Genomic DNA, 18,928 nt, shown 5'->3' with positions numbered 1-18,928 from the left:
AGCGCTCTAATATCGGGCTCTACGTGCATGAATCCTTCTGTTACTTCACTGGGATTCTGATACACTACGCGCCCATTTCCTCTGTTGAGACGTTTCTATGCCATTTTCTAAGCTTGGTTTAAGCGCATCGATTACTGATGCAGTAAAAGCGCTAGGTTATGAAAAACCGACCTCTATCCAACAAAAAGCCATTCCAATCGTACTGCGTGGTAGCAACTTAATTGCTGCAGCACAAACGGGGACAGGTAAAACGGCCAGTTTTGTTCTACCAATCTTAGAAAAGCTTAGTCAAGGCGAAACGCAACGTAAAAAACGCGCTCGCGCTATTATTCTTACGCCCACACGCGAACTTGCGCTTCAGGTTCATCAAAGCATTGAAGCTTATGGTAAAAACTTACCGCTGCGCTCAATGGCGATGTTTGGTGGTGTGGATTATGCGCCACAAAAACAAGCCTTGATCGAGGGTGTCGATATTGTGGTAAGTACGCCGGGACGTTTGATTGACCTGTACGGTCAACGCGCTATTCACTTTGATGAAGTGGAAATGCTAGTGCTTGATGAAGCGGACAAAATGTTGGACATGGGATTCATCGATGCGATCGATAAGATCGTTGATTGCATGCCAGAACATGTTCAAAGTCTGCTGTTCTCGGCAACGCTATCTAACCCTGTTCGTGATTTGGCGAAAAACGCGATTATTGATCCTGAAGAGATCACGATTGCAAAACACAGTGCATCTAAGTCGAACATCAAGCAGTGGATAACCACCGTCGATAAGGACATGAAGTCGTCACTGTTAAGTCACATGCTCAAAGAAAACGACTGGTCGCAAGTACTGGTATTTATTGAAACCAAACACGGTGCTGCCAAGCTTGTTAGCCAACTTGAAAAGCGTGGCATTGTGGCTGAAGCGTTTCACAGTGGCCGTAATCAGCGTGTTCGCCAGGAATTAATAGAAAAGTTCAAAGCCGGTGAAATCCAGTACCTAGTTGCAACTGGTGTTGCAGCGCGCGGTATTGATATCGATAACTTGCCCGTTGTTATTAACTATGACTTGCCGTATCCAGCAGATGAATATGTACACCGTATTGGTCGTACCGGTCGTGCTGGCGCACAAGGTGAAGCGATCTCATTAGTCTCAAAAGATGACTTTAAAAACCTTTGTATGATCGAGAGCCGTTTAGGGCACTTGCTAGAGCGAGTGGAAATTGACGGCTTTGCACCAAGAAAGCCAGTGCCGATTTCTATTTTAAATTACGTACCTAAGAACAAGCGTAAACCGCACGATAAGCGCGAATCAAAATAGCCTGTTTTATCTCTACGATCCAAAAGCCGCATTGTTGCGGCTTTTTGCGTTTTAGGGAGACTCACTCATGGGTTGACAGTGTTGGCTTTTATGCCGTAATGAGGAAAAAAGTTAATTTATGTCATACGCTTAACACTCAAAGTGAGTCAGCTTTCGTAAAGCTTTTGTCAATTCTCTGTCCTCAGGTTTGCACAAGGTTAGGAATGGGCGCAGACTTTTTTGCTTGCTAGTGAATGCATAAGATGAGGCATAAATGAAAACAGGTGATAAGCAATTCGCCGTTATTGGTCTTGGCCGATTTGGTTTGGCAGTGTGTAAAGAGCTACAAGATTCAGGAGCTCAAGTTTTAGCGGTTGATATCAACGAAGACAGAGTCAAAGAAGCTGCCAGTTTTGTTAGTCAGGCAATTGTGGCTAATTGTACTCACGAAGAGACGGTTTCTGAGCTTAAGCTTGATGATTACGACATGGTGATGATTGCTATCGGAGCGGACGTTAACGCTAGTATTCTCGCCACACTGATCGCCAAAGAAGCGGGAGTGAAGTCAGTATGGGTTAAAGCCAACGATCGATTTCAAGCGCGTGTCCTGCAAAAGATTGGTGCGGACCACATTATCATGCCTGAACGCGACATGGGGATACGTGTCGCGCGTAAAATGCTCGATAAACGGGTTCTTGAGTTCCACCCTTTAGGTAGTGGTTTAGCCATGACGGAGTTTGTGATTGGATCTCGTTGGATGGGTAAGACATTAAGTGACCTCGCACTGTGCAAAGTCGACGGTGTGCAAGTACTCGGGTTTAAACGGGGCCCAGAAATTACCAAGGCGCCAGACCTTAATACCAAGCTGGAAATTGGCGATCTCATTATTGTGGTTGGCCCGCAAGATGCGCTGGCAAATAAATTAAAATCACTATGACGCAGTTTCATCAAAAAGGCGTTTTTTACGCGCCAGATGGTAAACGAGAAAAAGCCAAGGGTAACGAGCCGCGGATTATATTGCTGAGTTTTCTCGGTGTGTTGCTGCCTTCTGCCGTGCTGTTAACCTTGCCAGTTTTTTCTGTTACAGGCCTTTCGATAACGGACGCTTTGTTTACCGCAACATCCGCCATCAGTGTGACAGGGCTTGGTATTGTCGATACCGGGCAGCACTTTACGTTAGCCGGGAAGATCTTGCTGATGTTTTTAATGCAAATCGGTGGATTGGGGCAGATGACGTTGTCGGCGGTTTTACTCTATATGTTTGGTGTGCGTTTAAGCTTACGCCAGCAAGCGTTAGCGAAAGAAGCGCTAGGGCAAGATCGACAGGTCAATTTAAACCGACTGGTGAAGCGGATTGTGATTTTTGCGCTTGTCGCGGAATCTATTGGGTTTATTTTCCTTTCCGTTCGTTGGGTTCCTGAAATGGGCTGGCAAACCGGCATGTTTTACGCGTTATTTCATGCGATTTCTGCGTTTAACAACGCAGGGTTTGCTCTGTTTTCAGACAGTATGATGAGCTTTGTGAATGACCCGCTGGTCATCTTTACCCTGGCCGGGTTATTCATTTTTGGTGGGCTTGGTTTTACTGTTGTGGGTGACATCTGGCTGAACTGGCGTAAAGGTTTCCACTTTTTGCATCTTCATACCAAAATCATGCTTATCGCGACACCGATATTGCTCCTCGTTGGGACGGTGATGTTTTGGTTACTCGAGCGGAGTAATCCAAATACAATGGAATCGTTACCTGTGGCGGGTCAATGGTTGGCGGCATTCTTCCAATCCGCTAGTGCTCGAACGGCCGGATTCAACAGTGTCGACTTGGCGCAGTTTACCCAGCCAGCGTTATTGATCATGATTGTTCTGATGTTGATTGGTGCTGGGTCCACCTCAACGGGGGGCGGTATTAAGGTTTCCACATTTGCCGTTGCGTTCATGGCTACGTGGACCTTTTTGCGTCAAAAGAAACATGTGGTTATGTTTAAACGAACCGTAAACTGGCAAACCGTGACTAAGTCACTCGCCATTATCGTTGTGAGCGGCGCCATTCTGACAAGCGCGATGTTTTTATTGATGCTCACAGAGAAGGCAAGCTTTGATAAGGTCATGTTTGAAACCATTTCCGCATTTGCGACGGTAGGACTTACCGCTGGTTTGACGGCAGAGCTTTCTGAACCTGGCAAGTACATTATGATCGTGGTGATGATCATTGGTCGTATCGGGCCACTCACGCTTGCCTACATGTTAGCCCGCCCTGAACCTACCTTAATCAAGTACCCAGAAGACGCCGTTCTTACAGGTTAAAGTAGCGTTTATCTGCACCCCACCGACCATAACGAGCACTGATTAATAGCAGTGCTCGTACATTTATAAAATATGTGGGACGTTGCCCAATTTTATCTACAAAGTCGCAGAAGTTTATTTCTTCTTCCTTTTGTTTCGATACTATTCATTCACTCAATTTATACCCTCGGAAGCCACACTTACAAAAGTATTTGGGCATCCGACGCTTTTGTAACGTGATGCTAAATAATATTGTGTTATCTGAGCGAATTGATACCAGCCTTAGTCGTTAGCCACTCAACCTCATTCTATGTTTATGGGCTATTGTGTACTGACTGTGCTTGGTATTAAACGAATCGAAAAGATGGAGCCGTACTTTGAAATTCAACACACTCGCCTTGACTATGCTAACTGCGCTTCTTGCAGGTAAGAGCATGGCAACTACTCCGCCATCACCAGTTTGGCATACTATTGCGTTGAGCGATGGTACCTCTAGTGAGGCAATTTTACGCGGCACTGCCGATTTCCACTGGTTTGAAGATAAACAAGGTAATGCCTTGGTTCATGAAGATGGCATTTGGTTTTTTGCACAGATTCAGCGCGAGTCAGACATCCCAACGTTGCGCTCGACGGGTGTTGCTAAAACTCAATCGAGTGATGCGCCTGAATCGGCGAAGTTTCGCCCGGATCTACAAGTTAAGCCGCAGTTATCTTCTCTAAAAACCATTGAACCGATGGCGCGCCAAAATCTGTTGCGTTCGGCGCAAGGTTATCAGGCGATGAGTAGCTCATCGGTGAAGCAACAACCACTGTTGGTTGTGCAAGTCTCCTTTGATGACCAAGCAATGGTGCATGACTTCGAACAACGTGTGTTTAATACCGATGGTCAAAGCGTTGTCGATTATTTTGATAAAAACTCTCAAGGGAAATTCAAAGTTGTCCCTGCGATTGAGAGTTATGGTACCGCGAATGATGGTGTGATCAATGTGACCGTGGCGCAAAGCCACCCAAATTGCCACTCTAGCTCAACAGACAAGACTTGCACTGCCAAGTTGAATGCGGTCTTCACCGAAGCATATCAAAAACTGGATCCGTACTTTAATCTTTCGGCTTACGACAGCAATCAAAATGGTACCGTAGAACCGTCAGAGTTGTCAGTGATGTTTATTTTTGCTGGTGGCGACCGTTCAACCGGATTCCTTGATCGTCCTTCTATTTGGCCTCATAAATTCTCTCACGACGATGTGACACTAGATGGCAAAAAAATTGCCGATTATTGTGTGTTTGCTGACTACCAAGTTGATCATCAAGCGACGTTAGGCGTAATCGTACATGAGCTTGGCCACTTAATGCTTGGCTTGCCGGATTTGTACGCAAGGAACAGTGATGCCTCGATCGGTTCTTGGGGCGTAATGGGCGGTGGTTCATGGGCACAGAAACCGGGAGACTCATACGCAGGAGACACGCCAGTGAACATGAGTGCGTGGAGCAAACACGCCGCTGGTTTCGTAGTACCAACGATCACTCATGAAAGCCCGATGCCTATTTCCGTGAACAACGACGATGTCAAACTGGTGTATCTCGACCCATACTTGAAAGAGTTTGGCCCACGCGTTTATTTGGAAAACCGTACCTTTAGCGGTTACGACCGAGCATTGGCGGCAGAAGGCATACTAGCGACGTCGGTTAATGTCCAGAATCGCTTTAACGATGTTGGCGCGATGCAGGTTCAAATCATGCAGGCCGATGGTCTGAATGAGTTAGAACATGATGGAAGCAGTGATGCCGGCGATTTGTATCCTAATGGTGGCAATGTCATTTCAGATACATCGACCCCGGGTCTGAGAGCGATCGCCGGGTTTGATACTGGGGTTCGTATTTCCAACATTGCCAGCAATACCAACGGCGGCAGTTTTTCTCTTGAGCATATAAACGAGCCAAATAAATCGGCATGGTTGAACTCTCTTCACCAAGGTTATGTGTACGCAAGTGGCAGTAACACCCTGGCGGTATCATTGGATTTGAATGCTGAGACAAAGCTTGATGGTCTTCAACTTTACGCGCAAAGAAATAGCGCTCAAAGTGACATGACTTATCGAGTATGGCGGTTCCCATTCTCAGGTAACGTGGGCTACCGATTAATATTGGATCAGAACAATGCTGAACTTTTACAGCAAGGTAGCTTCCAAAAGCCATCCCGAATTTTATTCCCTCAACCGAGCCAATTAAGTGCGGGTCAGCACCTGTTAGTAGTGGAATTAGAAGGCGGTGAATTTGAATCGAACTTTGACTTTGGCCGCTTACTAAAAACTGAAAAATCATCCCTGCCTGCAATGTGGACTGGTAATTACAATGAGATAGGTACGTTTGGTTTGGAGCAAGCCGGGTTCTCTTATGTTCCGTTCGCAGCACTCTTGAATGTGGAGGCGAACAACATTGTTGAAGCGAAAGCTGATTCACTGCAAACCGATAAGAACACGCCAATCGATCTGAACTTGATGGACAATGATTTCATAGCCATAGGGTATCAGTTCAATGTGGACATTGTGCAGAAGCCTGAGCACGGCACCATTTCTGGCAACCAATACCAACCTGACGCTAACTTCGTTGGTTTGGACAGTTTCCAATATCGTTTGCTGTCTACGGATGGCGTGTATTCATCTTCGGTTGTGAGCGTGCAGGTCGAAGTACTTGGTAGTAATGAAGCACCAAAAGCGCTCATCGATGTGAATAGCCAGGAGATTACGGCTGGACAGAAAGTAACATTGTCGGCGGCAAACAGCACAGATGCGGATGGCGATGTGTTGAACTACCGATGGGAGCAATTGGCTGGTACTTCAGTTTCTATCGGAAATTCGACCAGTGCTACGGCAAGCTTTACAGTGCCTCAAGGTATAAAAGCGGGTGAGGTTCTGACATTCCGTCTAACCGTTACTGATCCAAGTAATGAAACCTCCAGTGCTACCGTCAATTTAACCATGCAAAACGCAGCGCCAGTCACGCTAGCAGATACGGCGACCGTTGCCGTTGGTGAAAGCATTGTGATTGATGCTGCTGGCAATGATTCGGATGTGAATGGCGATAAACTGGTTGTAGAAAGCGTACAGAACCTAACGGGCGTGGGAAGTGCGAGTGTAGAAAATGGCAAAATTCGTTTTCAAGCTCCGGATAGTGCGGTTGATAACATCAAGCTGCAATATACGGTTTCAGATGGCAACGGTGCTACCGCAATGGGAGAAGTGACTGTGACGGTTGTCGCTTCCTTGAAAACAACGACATTCAAGAACTCTGAAGGTAGCGGCAGTGTTTCTTATTGGGCTCTGATGTTACTTGTTGCATTGGGCTGGCGACGCCGCGTCTAAAACGATATCGAATTACGGTATAAGCCACTCAGATTGAGTGGCTTAATTTTGTGCCTGTTTTACTTCCTAGTGTCTCTCATTATCTTATGAGATGTGTTTCTCATTATTTTTAAAGCGATTTTTCTATTCAGCGGTTACCCTATGGGCAGATTTTTATAAATTAAGGATGTTGTATGTCAACCGAGGACTTTTCTGTTTCGGCAATATGCCGAGAAGCAGCAGTGATGGTCAGAAGGAACCTACTCGCAATTGTCATTGCTTGTATTCCATTGATCATCGTGCACTCAATTTTTGTGTTTATGTATCCTGAAATGACGGGGCAAGATCAAGCGAACGCTCAAGAAGGAAACATCGCGGGATTTTATTTCGTCACAATCATTTTATACCCACTTGTTGCCGCGATGGCGGCTGTGCGTGTACACCGAATTTATTTGGTTGGCGATTACATGCACTCAGCGTTGGATGTATTTCGCTTGTCAGCCAGAGAATTCCGTTTCATTGGCTGGTGGATATTATTTGGGTTGATGATGATGCTCGTCATTGGTATCCCAATCTTTGTGTTGTCGTTTCTCTATATTGCAGAAAGTGGTGAACCCGATTTTGTCGCCATGGCGTTTATCACAACGGTTGCAAGCATTCCGGGCTATTGGGTGATGGCGCGCTGGTCGTTCGTGTTGCCAGCGACCGCAATGGATCATCAGCCGCGCAGCTTGCGTCGTTCGTGGAACCAAAGCAGACCATACAACAAACAAGTATTCATTTTGATGGGCTTAATTCCATTGGGCGCGGGATTGCTCAGTCAGCTTATCTTTAGTCACTTTACTAACCTCTTCATGCTGAGTCTTGTGGGTGTTGCCTATGGTATTTTCGGTGCGTACCAGTTGGCTTTGTTATCGTTGAGCTATAAAACGGTCGTGGACATTGAACGCGCTCGTTTTGATACACCATCAGAGCCACCAAAAACGGGTGAAGAGTTTTCCGCTTAATCATTTGATCGCTTTTACATACCACTTCCGTTTGTGAGGTGGTATGCTGCGGGTTAATACCTTCCTACCACCTTCGCGTTATTCACGCAAAATACCCATGTCCATTTCATGGCTGAATGACAGTGACGTTCACACGTATACTGACAGCAGTACTTCTTGTTATTAAGGAACCCCACATGTCCATTTGGCAACGGGTCAGTTTCACCCATCGCTTTAGTCAATTACCGTCAGCTTTCTATACTTTGGTCGAGCCGCAACCCTTGGATAATACTCGTTGGGTCGCTTGGAATGGTGAGTTTGCGCAGCAGTTTGGTTTACCAGCAGAGCAAAGCGATGAGCTATTGGCGGTTTTTTCTGGGCAAAGCGAATTCGAACCGTTTCGTCCTTTGGCGATGAAATACGCAGGACATCAGTTTGGCGTTTACAACCCAGACTTGGGCGATGGACGTGGATTGCTGTTGGCGGAAATTGAGCATCAAGATGGCACTTGGTTTGATATTCACCTTAAAGGCGCGGGGCTAACCCCCTACTCGCGAATGGGGGACGGCAGGGCGGTGTTGCGCTCAACCATTCGTGAGTATTTATGTAGTGAAGCCATGGTGGGGCTTGGGATCCCGACGACTCGTGCTCTTGGCATGATGGTCAGTGACACGCCGGTTTATCGCGAGAAAACAGAATTCGGCGCAATGTTGATTCGTATGGCGGAGACCCACGTGCGTTTTGGCCATTTCGAGCATTTTTTCTATACCAATCAATTGGCAGAGCAGAAGTTGCTGGCGGACAAAGTGATCGAGTGGCACTTTGCTGATTGTGCATCGGCAGAGAAGCCATACGCTGCAATGTTTGGTGAAATTGTTCAGAAAACAGCGGACATGATTGCTTATTGGCAAGCGTATGGGTTTGCTCATGGGGTAATGAACACCGACAATATGTCGATCCTTGGTCAAACGTTTGATTACGGCCCGTTTGGTTTTCTTGATGATTATGAGCCGGGATATATTTGTAATCATTCCGACTACCAAGGCCGTTATGCATTTGACCAACAGCCAAGAATTGCGCTTTGGAACCTCTCAGCACTCGCGCATGCGCTATCGCCACTCGTTGAGCGAGAAGATTTAGAAGCGTCGTTGAGCCAATTTGAAGTCCGGTTGAGTCAGCAGTTCAGCCGCCTAATGCGTGAGAAGTTGGGTTTAAAAACCAAGATCGCGGAAGATGGACGTTTATTTGAAGCAATGTTTGAGCTCCTTCACCAAAATAACACGGATTACACTCGCTTCTTTAGAACGCTTTCAAATCTTGATACTGATTCTTCTCAAGCCGTAATCGACTTGTTTCTCGACCGAGAAGCTGCGCGAGCTTGGCTTGATCTGTACTTAGCTCGATGTGAGCTAGAGGTTGATGAACTAGGGGAGCTGATTTCAGCCGAACAGCGTTGCGAACAGATGCGTCAAGCCAATCCCAAATACATCTTGCGTAACTACTTGGCTCAGTTGGCCATTGATAAAGCGGAAGAAGGGGACTTTAGTGAATTACACCGATTGGCCGAACTGTTAAAGCGCCCATTTGATGAGCAACCCGAGTTTGATGATTACGCGAAATTGCCACCGGAATGGGGGAAGAAAATGGAGATAAGCTGTTCTTCATAAATGGGTCATTTCCCACCCATTTGAATCTTTTTCTTGGGTGGAATTCACTCGTTATACTCTGTGTTCATGTTAATGGGCTTTGTTAATTTATTGAAATACATATGAATTTTAATATGGTCCATTAATTGCTCTTTGTTGAACATCCGTACCCATCGCCTAATACCTAGTTATTCATGGACGGGATGGGATGTGATTCAACAAGGAGAATAATAATGTTTAAGCCTCTAACTCTACTATCTGTCTCTGCGCTTGCTGTAACGAGCTTTAACGCTGCCGCGAATTGTGACCCAGGTGAAACGGTCATCAAGTTCAGCCATGTAACGAACGCGGACAAACACCCAAAAGGTATTGCGGCTTCGTTACTTGAAAAACGCGTTAACGAAGAGATGAACGGTAAAGTCTGTATGCAGGTGTTTCCGAACTCAACGCTTTACGATGATGATAAGGTGTTGGAAGCACTACTAAATGGTGATGTTCAACTCGCTGCCCCCTCTCTTTCTAAGTTTGAGAAATTCACCAAAAAGTACCGCCTTTTCGATCTGCCTTTCTTATTCGACGATGTCGACGCTGTTGACCGCTTCCAAAACTCTGAAGCCGGTGAAAAGCTGAAAAACTCAATGAAACGACGTGGCCTACAAGGTATTGCGTTTTGGCATAATGGCATGAAGCAAATGTCAGCCAACAAGCCGCTCATTTCTCCAGCCGATGCTGAAGGGCTTAAGTTCCGTGTTCAAGCTTCTGACGTTCTCGTTGCTCAGTTTGAACAGCTAGGTGCAAACCCGCAAAAAATGTCATTCAAAGAAGTGTACGGTGGCCTGCAAACTAAGGTTATTGATGGTCAAGAAAATACTTGGTCAAACATCTACGGCAAAAAGTTCTTCGAAGTTCAAGATGGCATTACGGAAACGAACCACGGGATTCTGGATTACCTAGTGGTGACGTCAAACGACTTCTGGGAAAACTTACCAGACGATCAGCGCGAGCAGCTAAACACAATCATCCAAGAGGTGACAGCGCAGCGTAATGCTGAGTCGACCAAAGTGAACCTTGCGAACAAAAACAACATCATCGAAGCTGGTGGTGTGGTTCGCACGTTAACGCCAGAACAGCGCCAAGAATGGGTCACTGCACTTCAGCCAGTATGGAAGAAGTTTGAAAAAGACATTGGTTCTGACCTAATTGAAGCCGCTTTGGCTTCTAACCAAAAATAATAACGCCTAGCACGCTTAGCCCTCTCGATTAGAGGGGGCTCTTTTCCCCTACAGACGACGTGATGTAATTATGGAACAGACTTTTTTTGCCAAGGCTGGACGAATCACCGATGCCATTGAAGAGACTTTGATTGCTTTCTTCTTAGGTGCCATGACCTTGTTAACCTTTGCCAATGTCATCTTTCGTTATGTCTTTAACGACAATATTCTTTGGGCGCTTGAGCTCACCGTCTTTATGTTCGCATGGATGGTGTTGGTCGGCGCTTCTTACGGTGTGAAAAAACACTTTCATATTGGTGTTGATGTGATTATCAACATAGTGCCAGAGGGCAAACGAAAAGCCTTGGCGTTATTCGCTGCAATATGCTGTTTAGCCTTCTCTATTTTGCTTTTAATTGGCTCTTGGAACTACTGGTATCCGTTCGCCACAGACCGAGCGTGGTATGAAACGGATGATATTCCAATGCCGGAAATGCTTCAGTTTATGGCGGATTGGTTAAACGAGGGAGAGCGTTACGAAAAGCTGCCACGTTTTATTCCTTATTTCGCTTTGCCGCTTGGTATGGCGTTGCTAACGCTGAGATTTGCTCAGGCAACATGGCAAATTGCTACCGGAAAGCTCGACCGACTGATTGCAGGGCATGAAGCGGAAGAAGAGCTAGAGGCGCTTCAAGAAGAGATGGGTGATGCCGGTGATCTTATGGCTCCAAAGGCCTCAGACAATTCTAAGAGCAAGGAGCAATAAGCCATGGATATCTTGTTTCTATTTTTGATGGTGATTGGTTTCATGCTCGTCGGCGTGCCAATCGCAGTTTCTCTGGGTCTTTCCAGTATTCTTTTCCTTTTGATTCATTCGGATGCGTCTTTGGCGTCTGTTGCTCAAACGTTGTTTAATGCATTTGCTGGACACTACACTCTATTAGCAATTCCATTCTTCATTTTAGCTTCAAGCTTTATGTCGACAGGTGGTGTAGCAAAACGGATCATTCGTTTCGCGATTGCGATTGTAGGCTGGTTCCGTGGTGGTTTAGCGATGGCTTCGGTTGTCGCGTGTATGATGTTTGCCGCGCTATCAGGTTCATCTCCAGCAACGGTTGTTGCCATAGGTAGCATCGTTATCGCAGGTATGATCAAAAACGGTTACTCAAAAGAGTTTGCGGCCGGCGTAATTTGTAACGCAGGTACGCTAGGGATTTTGATTCCGCCGTCTATCGTTATGGTAGTTTACGCTGCCGCGACCGATGTGTCAGTTGGACGCATGTTTCTCGGTGGTGTGATTCCCGGTTTGCTAGCGGGTGTCATGTTGATGATAGCGATCTATATTGCTGCCCGTATTAAGAACCTGCCAAAACAACCATTTGTCGGTTGGAAAGAGACGTTTGATGCAGCTAAGGATGCAAGCTGGGGCTTGTTGCTGGTGGTGATCATTCTCGGTGGTATTTATGGCGGTATTTTCACCCCAACAGAAGCCGCTGCAGTTGCTGCTGTGTACTCGTTCTTTATTGCCAACTTTGTATACAAAGACATGGGGCCATTTGCAGACAAGAAAAACACTAAACCTGCGCTCGTTAAAATCTTCCAAACCTTTGTTCATAAAGACACCAAACACACGCTGTATGAAGCGGGTAAACTCACCATCATGCTGCTTTTCATTATTGCCAATGCGTTAATTTTGAAGCACGTTCTCACGGAAGAGCGCATCCCGCAAATGATCACAGAGTCAATGATGTCAGCTGGTTTAGGACCAATCACCTTCTTGATTGTGGTGAACGTATTGCTGTTGATTGGTGGTCAATTTATGGAGCCATCAGGCTTATTGATCATTGTTGCACCACTGGTGTTCCCAATTGCGATAGCACTGGGGATCGACCCAATTCACTTAGGTATTATGATGGTGGTGAATATGGAGATAGGTATGATAACACCACCTGTTGGGCTTAACTTGTTTGTTACTGCAGGTGTCGCCAAAATGTCGATGATGAATGTAGTAAAAGCCGCACTGCCATGGGTGGCGGTGATGTTCCTATTCCTCATTATTGTAACGTACGTGCCATGGGTGTCGACTTGGTTACCAACGACCTTGATGGGGCCAGAAATCATTACTAAGTAATGGCACCAGATATTTGAAGAAAAACAAAAGAGGTGTGATGATTCACACCTCTTCGTCTATGGGTTTGTAGTTAGGCCTACGAGGGTCTGGGTGGACTCGCCGCTCGTAGCTTCGCCACTTCTTTTTATTCTTGCGCCGCTCCTCGCCTGAACGTCTCTCTTCTTGATATTGCCCGTCTACCATCACGGTATCTGTAATGATCGGTATTCTCACTTTCTCGTTCATATCCGTAACAACCATGATGAATCAATTATTAAAAATTATGATTCAAGTTGGATATAATACCAATCCTTGAGAATCGTTTTATTTATAGAGCTCTTTATCTATTTGATAGCGTTGCATTTTGTCATACAGAGTTTTTCGAGGCACATTCAATTGCGCCATTGTCTGTTTAATGCTGCCGTTATTTTCCAGTAATGCACCTTCAATGGCTGCTCTCTCGAACTCTGCAACTTGTTCTGCAAGACTTGAAGAAGGCTTGGCAACCGGAGTCGATTCTCCTAACTGAATTAATTTACCCAATAGCACGAAACGCTCTGCTGCATTTCTTAGCTCGCGAACATTGCCTGGCCAGTCATGGTTCATCAGTTGGGCGAGGTCGTGGGATGACAAGCTAGGAGAGCTTTTACCGTAACGTGAAGCCGCTACCAATAGGAAATGATGGAAGAGGGCAGGGATGTCTTCTTTCCGTTCACGCAGTGGCGGGAGATCTAAGGTAACCACATTCAGTCGATAGTAAAGATCTTGGCGAAAGGTTCCCTCTTCAGCAGCGCGTTTCAAATCGACTTTGGTTGCGGCAATTACTCGAATATCTAAGGGCAAGAGTTCATTCGAGCCGACACGCTCAATCACACGCTCTTGCAGTACTCTCAGTAAACGGATTTGGGCTTGGATTGGCATTGACTCGATTTCATCCAAGAAAAGTGTACCGCCTTGAGCAAATTCAAATTTACCGATACGGCGGCTTTCTGCGCCAGTAAATGCGCCTTTTTCATGCCCGTAGAGTTCGCTCTCAATCAAATTCTCTGGTACTGCACCACAATTTACTGCGACAAAGTTTTGGTTCCGTCGAGAGCTTTGCTCATGCAAAGAGCGGGCGATTAACTCTTTACCTGTACCAGTCTCGCCAAACAATAAGATATCTGCATCAGTATCGGCGATGTGAGCAATGGTTTCGCGTAACATTTGAATGCTAGACGTTTCTCCGATAACACGAGGTCCGAGCGTTTTACTTGCCTTGAGAGACAGGCGTAACTTCTCGTTTTCAACCGTTAATTGGCGCTTCTCAATGGCGCGCTTGACGGTTTCAACTAGGTGCTCAGGTGGGAATGGCTTTTCGATAAAATCATACGCTCCTTGGTGTAACGCATTAACCGCCATTGAGATATCGCCATGACCAGTAATCATAATCACGGGAAGATGGGTGTCTTTTCGCACAAGGGTATTCAGTAAATCCATCCCTGAAATACCGGGTAAGCAAATATCGGTAATCACCACTCCTGGCTCGGCTCCCTGCTTAATGGCGAGTAAGGCAGATTCAGCGTCTGGAAAGAATGTGGCATCGATATCTGCCAATTCAAACGTTTGTTCTATTGCCAGTCTAAGATCGGCTTCATCATCAATAAAAAACACCTGACACATGATCTCATCCTTTTGATTGTTCTGTGTTGTTAGGAGCGATAGGTAAACACAATGAAAATCGAGCTCCGCCTTGTTCTCGATTTTGGGCACATAATCTTCCGTTCATACTGGCTAAGATTTGTTGCGAGATAGAGAGTCCTAAACCTAACCCATTTTGTTTGGTAGTTAGGAAAGGCTCACATAAGTCCGAAAGTGAGAAATCTCCAAGCCCTGGACCATTGTCATCTACATGAATCCAAACCAAACCGGCATGTTCGTCTTGCTCTATGGATAACTGTACTTGTTTGTCTTGTTTCTCTTTGAGAGCCTCTATCGCATTGGTCAGTAAATTAACCAACACTTGTTCAAGTTGAATGATATTGATCTGAACTTCAACATCGTGCTCTGGTACCTGCGTTTCTAGCGTGACACGTGCAGATTTAAGTGCGGGTTTCATCAGCTCTTTGACTGAGGCAATTACTGGAAACAAACGAGATTGAGCCAGCTCGTTTCCACTGGTTTTTTTAGCGAAAGAACGAAGCTGCTGACTGATGTTTGCCATACGATCAGTGAGGGCTGAAATGCGAGTTAGATTATCTTCCACTCGCTCATATTTTTCTTTTTGGAGGAACAGCTTGCCGTTTTCAGCAAAGCTACGAATGGCCGCAAGTGGATTATTCAGTTCATGACTGATACTGGCTGACATTTGCCCCAATACTGCTAGTTTCGCAGCTTGAACGAGTTCGTCTTGCGTTAGGCGAAGTGTTTGTTCCGTTTCAATTCTCTGGGCGATTTCTGCTTGCAATTCTGCGGTGCGAGCCATGACTTGATATTCAAGTTTTTGATTTGCCTCTTGCTGAATTCTCTCAAGTTGTAAGTGGCGTTGTTGACGGTGATAGATGAGCTGGCCAATTAAAAACAACACGGTGAATGCAAGAGTAAGTACAAAAATGTAACCCATTGTGAGCCAGACGATAGACTGCTTAGGAGATAGTACACGGATGGTCAGCTTGAGCTCTGGTAGGGGCAACGAAGAGACCACCAAGGTCCCTTTGTTATATGGGTAACCTTGTTTAAGCTCAGAATGCGTTTCCTCCACATTGCCCACCAATCCTAGAGTTTCAATTGGCTCATCAAGGTATTGTCGGCTTGCCCAAACTTGTTTTCTTTCATTCTCAGTCAGTGGTTGTAAGCTTTTGAGTAGCCAATCACTTCGGCTGCTCATGAAAACAATCCCGTGCGGATCGCTCGCGACGAACACACTATTTGGCTGCTGCCAGTTGTCTTCTATCTTACTCAAGTCCATCTTAACCACGACCACACCAAGGACGCCGCCCGCGTATATGATCGGATAAGAATAGTAGTAGCCACGCTTACCCGAAGTCGAACCCAGCGCGTAGTATTGGCTTCGTTCCCCAACGATTGCTTGTTTGAAATAAGGGCGGAACGCAAAATTTCGTCCAAGAAAAGATCGCTCTTTACGCCAGTTGCTGGCCGCGATCGTCGTACCCCATTGATCGATTAAATAGGTATCTGCCGCTTCAATCACGTCATTAACGGATTCTAAATACCGATTGGTGAGTTCCAGTTGGGCACTGTTATTTGGATGCAGTAACGCTTGATGGAGAGGGTCATCTTTGGCCAGAAGGTTAGGGATATGGGCGTATTTGTCGAGTTTGTTTTTAATATGACTAGAAAATTGCTCAAGTTGTGACTGGTGTTTATCAAGTAATGATTGATAACTAGTCTGCCAAACCCAATGACCACCTATGATTGCGCAAAGGAAATAGAAGGCAAAAAAAGTCAGCAGAATCCGGTTTTTTTGCGACATCCTTACACTCCTTAAACCTTTCCTTTGGTCACGTAAGAAAATGTTAATAGTTTGTAGGGAGGATTAGGGATTTAGTTTTCAACTCTGTGGAGTAAAACAAGAGCAAGATCTCTTTTTAGGCTTTTCGATAAAAAAACCGGTCGATTCTCTTGAAAAAGTCGCTATTGTCCCCATTCTAGATATGCTGACGATACTTAGACGGTGTTTGAATCGCATTTTTGAAGAAAAAATGGGTCAGCATTCGAGAATTTAGCGCAGACAATGTCCACATAGTGGCTATTGGCTCGACAGGGTTGCGACAGATCGCTAGAATGTCGCGTCTAAAAATTCTGTCCTGAGGCTAATAGGAGATACCTTTGGTAATTTTATCGAAGATATCACTGATTAGTCCGGTACTGACAAACAGTATCGATACTCGATTTAAATTAGGTGTTCGGACAGAACACTACACAAGGATGAAGCGTAAGCTCCGCTGAGTTTCGCTCATACGCTCGGAAAACCGAGCCACTTTAGAGGTTTATATATAATGCAAGTTACTGTTGAAACGCTAGAGGGCCTAGAGCGCCGTCTAAACATTACTGTTCCAGCTGCAAACATCGAAGACGCTGTAACAGCTGAACTACGCAACATCGCTAAAAACCGTCGTTTCGATGGTTTCCGTAAGGGTAAAGTGCCTCTAAAAATGGTTGCTAAGATGTACGGCAAAGCAGTACGTCAAGACGTTCTTGGTGAAGTTATGCAACGCCACTTCATCGAAGCTATCGTTAAAGAGAAAATCAACCCAGCTGGCGCTCCAACTTTCGCTCCTGTAGAAAACAAAGAAGGTTCAGACCTAGTTTTCACTGCAACTTTTGAAGTTTACCCAGAAGTTGAGCTTAAAGGCCTAGAAAACATCACTGTTGAAAAACCACTAACTGAAGTTAAAGACGCAGACGTAGAAGAGATGATCGATACTCTACGTAAGCAACAAGCAACTTGGGTTGAAGTTGAAGAAGCAGCAGAAGATGGCAAACGCGTAAGCATTGACTTCGTTGGTTCTATCGACGGTGAAGAGTTCGAAGGCGGTAAAGCTGAGAACTTCCCTCTAGAAATGGGTGCTGGTCGCATGATTCCTGGTTTCGAAGACGGTATCGCAGGTAAAACTGCAGGTATGGAATTCGACATCGACGTGACTTTCCCAGAAGATTACCACGCTGAAAACCTAAAAGGTAAAGCAGCTAAGTTCGCAATCAAAGTGAACAAAGTTGAAGCTCGTGAACTACCAGAACTAAACGACGAGTTCGTTGCTAAGTTCGGTGTTGTTGAAGGCGGTGTTGAAGCACTTAAAGCTGAAGTTCGTAAAAACATGGAACGCGAGCTTAAACAAGCTGTTAAGAACCGCATCAAAGAGCAAGCGATTGACGGTCTAGTTGAGCAAAACGACATCAACGTACCATCAGCGCTTATCGAGCAAGAAATCCAAGTTCTACGTCAACAAGCTGCACAACGCTTCGGTGGTAACCCAGAAGCTGCTGCTCAGCTTCCACGTGAGCTGTTCGAAGAGCAAGCTAAACGTCGCGTAGTAGTTGGTCTTCTACTAGGTGAAGTAATCAAGTCTGAAGAGCTAAAAGCGGACGACGAGAAAGTTAAAGCTCTAATTGAAGAAATGGCTACTGCATACGAAGATCCATCAGAAGTTATTGCTTACTACGAGCAAAACGAAGAAATGATGAACAACATGCGCAATGTAGCTCTAGAAGAGCAAGCAATCGACGCGATCATCGCTAAAGCACAGGTTTCTGAGAAAGAAGTAGGCTTCAACGAGCTACTTAACCAACAACAACCTGCTGCTTAATAAGCAATATCTTGCGTAGAAGGTTGACTTAACGTTAACTATTCTGCTAACAATGGTCCGTATGATAGTCATCATCCGGGCCATTTATTTTAGGGACATAAGAATATGAGCTACCAAGAAAAAAATGCAATGTCGCCAATTATGGACGCGCTAGTACCAATGGTGGTTGAACAAACTTCCCGCGGCGAACGCTCTTACGACATCTACTCACGTCTGCTGAAAGAGCGCGTGATTTTTTTAACGGGTCAAGTGGAAGACCACATGGCAAACCTTGTCGTGGCTCAGCTACTTTTCCTAGAATCTGAAAATCCAGATAAAGATATTTTCCTATACATCAACTCGCCAGGCGGCAGCGTAACAGCTGGTATGTCTATCTACGATACCATGCAGTTTATTAAGCCAAATGTTAGCACTGTATGTATGGGTCAAGCATGTTCAATGGGTGCCTTCCTGTTAGCAGGTGGTGCGCCAGGTAAGCGCTACGTACTGCCTAACTCTCGTGTAATGATCCACCAACCATTGGGTGGTTTCCAGGGTCAAGCTTCTGATATCCAAATCCATGCTCAGGAAATCCTGACCATTAAGCAGAAGCTAAACAAGTTGTTAGCAGAACATACTGGCCAACCTCTTGAAGTCATTGAGCGCGATACTGATCGTGATAACTTCATGTCATCAGAGCAGGCTGTGGAATACGGTATCGTGGATGCAGTGTTAAGCCACCGCGGCGAGTAATTAGCCAGCGCATTTTGGCAAAAATTGATAT

14 protein-coding genes and 1 pseudogene are annotated in these 18,928 nt (G+C 45.6%); 12 read left to right on the top strand and 3 right to left on the bottom strand.

Annotation, left to right across the window (positions count from 1 at the left end):
- The first annotated feature begins 97 nt into the window (after nt 1–97).
- The 9 genes from L3V30_RS05900 to L3V30_RS05860 all read left to right on the top strand — a co-directional run bounded on the left by L3V30_RS05900 (nt 98) and on the right by L3V30_RS05860 (nt 12,880).
- Entirely contained in the window at nt 98–1,306 is a 1,209-nt protein-coding gene (locus L3V30_RS05900) for a DEAD/DEAH box helicase (RefSeq protein ID WP_046874220.1), read from the top strand.
- A gap of 253 nt (nt 1,307–1,559) precedes the next feature.
- On the top strand, nt 1,560–2,222 hold the full coding sequence (locus L3V30_RS05895) for a TrkA family potassium uptake protein (RefSeq protein ID WP_237308512.1): 663 nt from the start codon (nt 1,560–1,562) through the stop codon (nt 2,220–2,222).
- Nucleotides 2,219–3,586: a TrkH family potassium uptake protein gene (locus tag L3V30_RS05890; protein ID WP_237308511.1), complete on the top strand. Its 1,368-nt coding sequence runs from the start codon at nt 2,219–2,221 to the stop codon at nt 3,584–3,586. Before L3V30_RS05895 ends, L3V30_RS05890 begins: the two co-directional genes overlap by 4 nt.
- 356 nt (nt 3,587–3,942) lie before the next feature.
- Nucleotides 3,943–6,927, top strand: a complete 2,985-nt coding sequence (locus tag L3V30_RS05885; RefSeq protein ID WP_237308510.1) for a M6 family metalloprotease domain-containing protein — start codon at nt 3,943–3,945, stop codon at nt 6,925–6,927.
- 173 nt (nt 6,928–7,100) lie between these two features.
- On the top strand, nt 7,101–7,913 hold the full coding sequence (locus L3V30_RS05880) for a hypothetical protein (RefSeq protein WP_005390499.1): 813 nt from the start codon (nt 7,101–7,103) through the stop codon (nt 7,911–7,913).
- Between the two features lie 176 nt (nt 7,914–8,089).
- The gene (locus tag L3V30_RS05875; RefSeq protein WP_012842024.1) at nt 8,090–9,559 is read left to right on the top strand and encodes a protein adenylyltransferase SelO; all 1,470 of its coding nucleotides are present in this window, start codon (nt 8,090–8,092) and stop codon (nt 9,557–9,559) included.
- Nucleotides 9,560–9,771: 212 nt separating this feature from the next.
- A complete protein-coding gene (locus L3V30_RS05870; protein ID WP_065645432.1) occupies nt 9,772–10,770 on the top strand; it encodes a TRAP transporter substrate-binding protein in 999 nt (332 codons plus the stop codon).
- Between the two features lie 70 nt (nt 10,771–10,840).
- Nucleotides 10,841–11,515: a TRAP transporter small permease gene (locus L3V30_RS05865; protein WP_054867871.1), complete on the top strand. Its 675-nt coding sequence runs from the start codon at nt 10,841–10,843 to the stop codon at nt 11,513–11,515.
- A gap of 3 nt (nt 11,516–11,518) precedes the next feature.
- A complete protein-coding gene (locus L3V30_RS05860) occupies nt 11,519–12,880 on the top strand; it encodes a TRAP transporter large permease (protein WP_047009484.1) in 1,362 nt (453 codons plus the stop codon).
- A gap of 42 nt (nt 12,881–12,922) precedes the next feature.
- Here L3V30_RS05860 and L3V30_RS05855 read toward each other — a convergent pair whose 3' ends face one another.
- The 3 genes from L3V30_RS05855 to L3V30_RS05845 form a co-directional block, all read right to left on the bottom strand.
- Entirely contained in the window at nt 12,923–13,105 is a 183-nt protein-coding gene (locus tag L3V30_RS05855) for a hypothetical protein (protein ID WP_046874352.1), read from the bottom strand.
- Between the two features lie 78 nt (nt 13,106–13,183).
- Complete coding sequence (locus tag L3V30_RS05850; RefSeq protein WP_005390512.1) at nt 13,184–14,521, bottom strand: sigma-54 dependent transcriptional regulator; 1,338 nt, start codon at nt 14,519–14,521, stop codon at nt 13,184–13,186.
- A gap of 4 nt (nt 14,522–14,525) precedes the next feature.
- The gene (locus L3V30_RS05845; protein ID WP_237308509.1) at nt 14,526–16,331 is read right to left on the bottom strand and encodes an ATP-binding protein; all 1,806 of its coding nucleotides are present in this window, start codon (nt 16,329–16,331) and stop codon (nt 14,526–14,528) included.
- Nucleotides 16,332–16,371: 40 nt separating this feature from the next.
- Here L3V30_RS05845 and L3V30_RS05840 point away from each other — a divergent pair.
- From L3V30_RS05840 to clpP, 3 genes and pseudogenes are all read left to right on the top strand, one after another.
- Nucleotides 16,372–16,584: pseudogene (locus tag L3V30_RS05840) on the top strand (hypothetical protein).
- Between the two features lie 273 nt (nt 16,585–16,857).
- A complete protein-coding gene (tig, locus tag L3V30_RS05835) occupies nt 16,858–18,165 on the top strand; it encodes a trigger factor (protein WP_005390526.1) in 1,308 nt (435 codons plus the stop codon).
- 105 nt (nt 18,166–18,270) lie between these two features.
- A complete protein-coding gene (clpP, locus tag L3V30_RS05830; RefSeq protein WP_005382347.1) occupies nt 18,271–18,897 on the top strand; it encodes an ATP-dependent Clp endopeptidase proteolytic subunit ClpP in 627 nt (208 codons plus the stop codon).
- The last annotated feature ends 31 nt before the right edge of the window (nt 18,898–18,928 follow it).

The sequence above is a fragment of the Vibrio sp. A1-1 genome (assembly GCF_021728175.1).
Taxonomy (GTDB): Bacteria; Pseudomonadota; Gammaproteobacteria; order Enterobacterales; family Vibrionaceae; genus Vibrio; species Vibrio diabolicus.
Note: the sequence above shows the minus strand (reverse complement) of the source record. Positions and strands in the feature narration are given on the sequence as shown.

Coding starts and splice junctions, on each gene's coding strand:
- L3V30_RS05900 (WP_046874220.1), top strand. CDS start 98: ATGCCATTTTCTAAGCTTGGTTTAAGCGCATCGATTACTGATGCAGTA.
- L3V30_RS05895 (WP_237308512.1), top strand. CDS start 1,560: ATGAAAACAGGTGATAAGCAATTCGCCGTTATTGGTCTTGGCCGATTT.
- L3V30_RS05890 (WP_237308511.1), top strand. CDS start 2,219: ATGACGCAGTTTCATCAAAAAGGCGTTTTTTACGCGCCAGATGGTAAA.
- L3V30_RS05880 (WP_005390499.1), top strand. CDS start 7,101: ATGTCAACCGAGGACTTTTCTGTTTCGGCAATATGCCGAGAAGCAGCA.
- L3V30_RS05875 (WP_012842024.1), top strand. CDS start 8,090: ATGTCCATTTGGCAACGGGTCAGTTTCACCCATCGCTTTAGTCAATTA.
- L3V30_RS05870 (WP_065645432.1), top strand. CDS start 9,772: ATGTTTAAGCCTCTAACTCTACTATCTGTCTCTGCGCTTGCTGTAACG.
- L3V30_RS05865 (WP_054867871.1), top strand. CDS start 10,841: ATGGAACAGACTTTTTTTGCCAAGGCTGGACGAATCACCGATGCCATT.
- L3V30_RS05860 (WP_047009484.1), top strand. CDS start 11,519: ATGGATATCTTGTTTCTATTTTTGATGGTGATTGGTTTCATGCTCGTC.
- L3V30_RS05855 (WP_046874352.1), bottom strand. CDS start 13,105: ATGAACGAGAAAGTGAGAATACCGATCATTACAGATACCGTGATGGTA.
- L3V30_RS05850 (WP_005390512.1), bottom strand. CDS start 14,521: ATGTGTCAGGTGTTTTTTATTGATGATGAAGCCGATCTTAGACTGGCA.
- L3V30_RS05845 (WP_237308509.1), bottom strand. CDS start 16,331: ATGTCGCAAAAAAACCGGATTCTGCTGACTTTTTTTGCCTTCTATTTC.
- tig (WP_005390526.1), top strand. CDS start 16,858: ATGCAAGTTACTGTTGAAACGCTAGAGGGCCTAGAGCGCCGTCTAAAC.
- clpP (WP_005382347.1), top strand. CDS start 18,271: ATGAGCTACCAAGAAAAAAATGCAATGTCGCCAATTATGGACGCGCTA.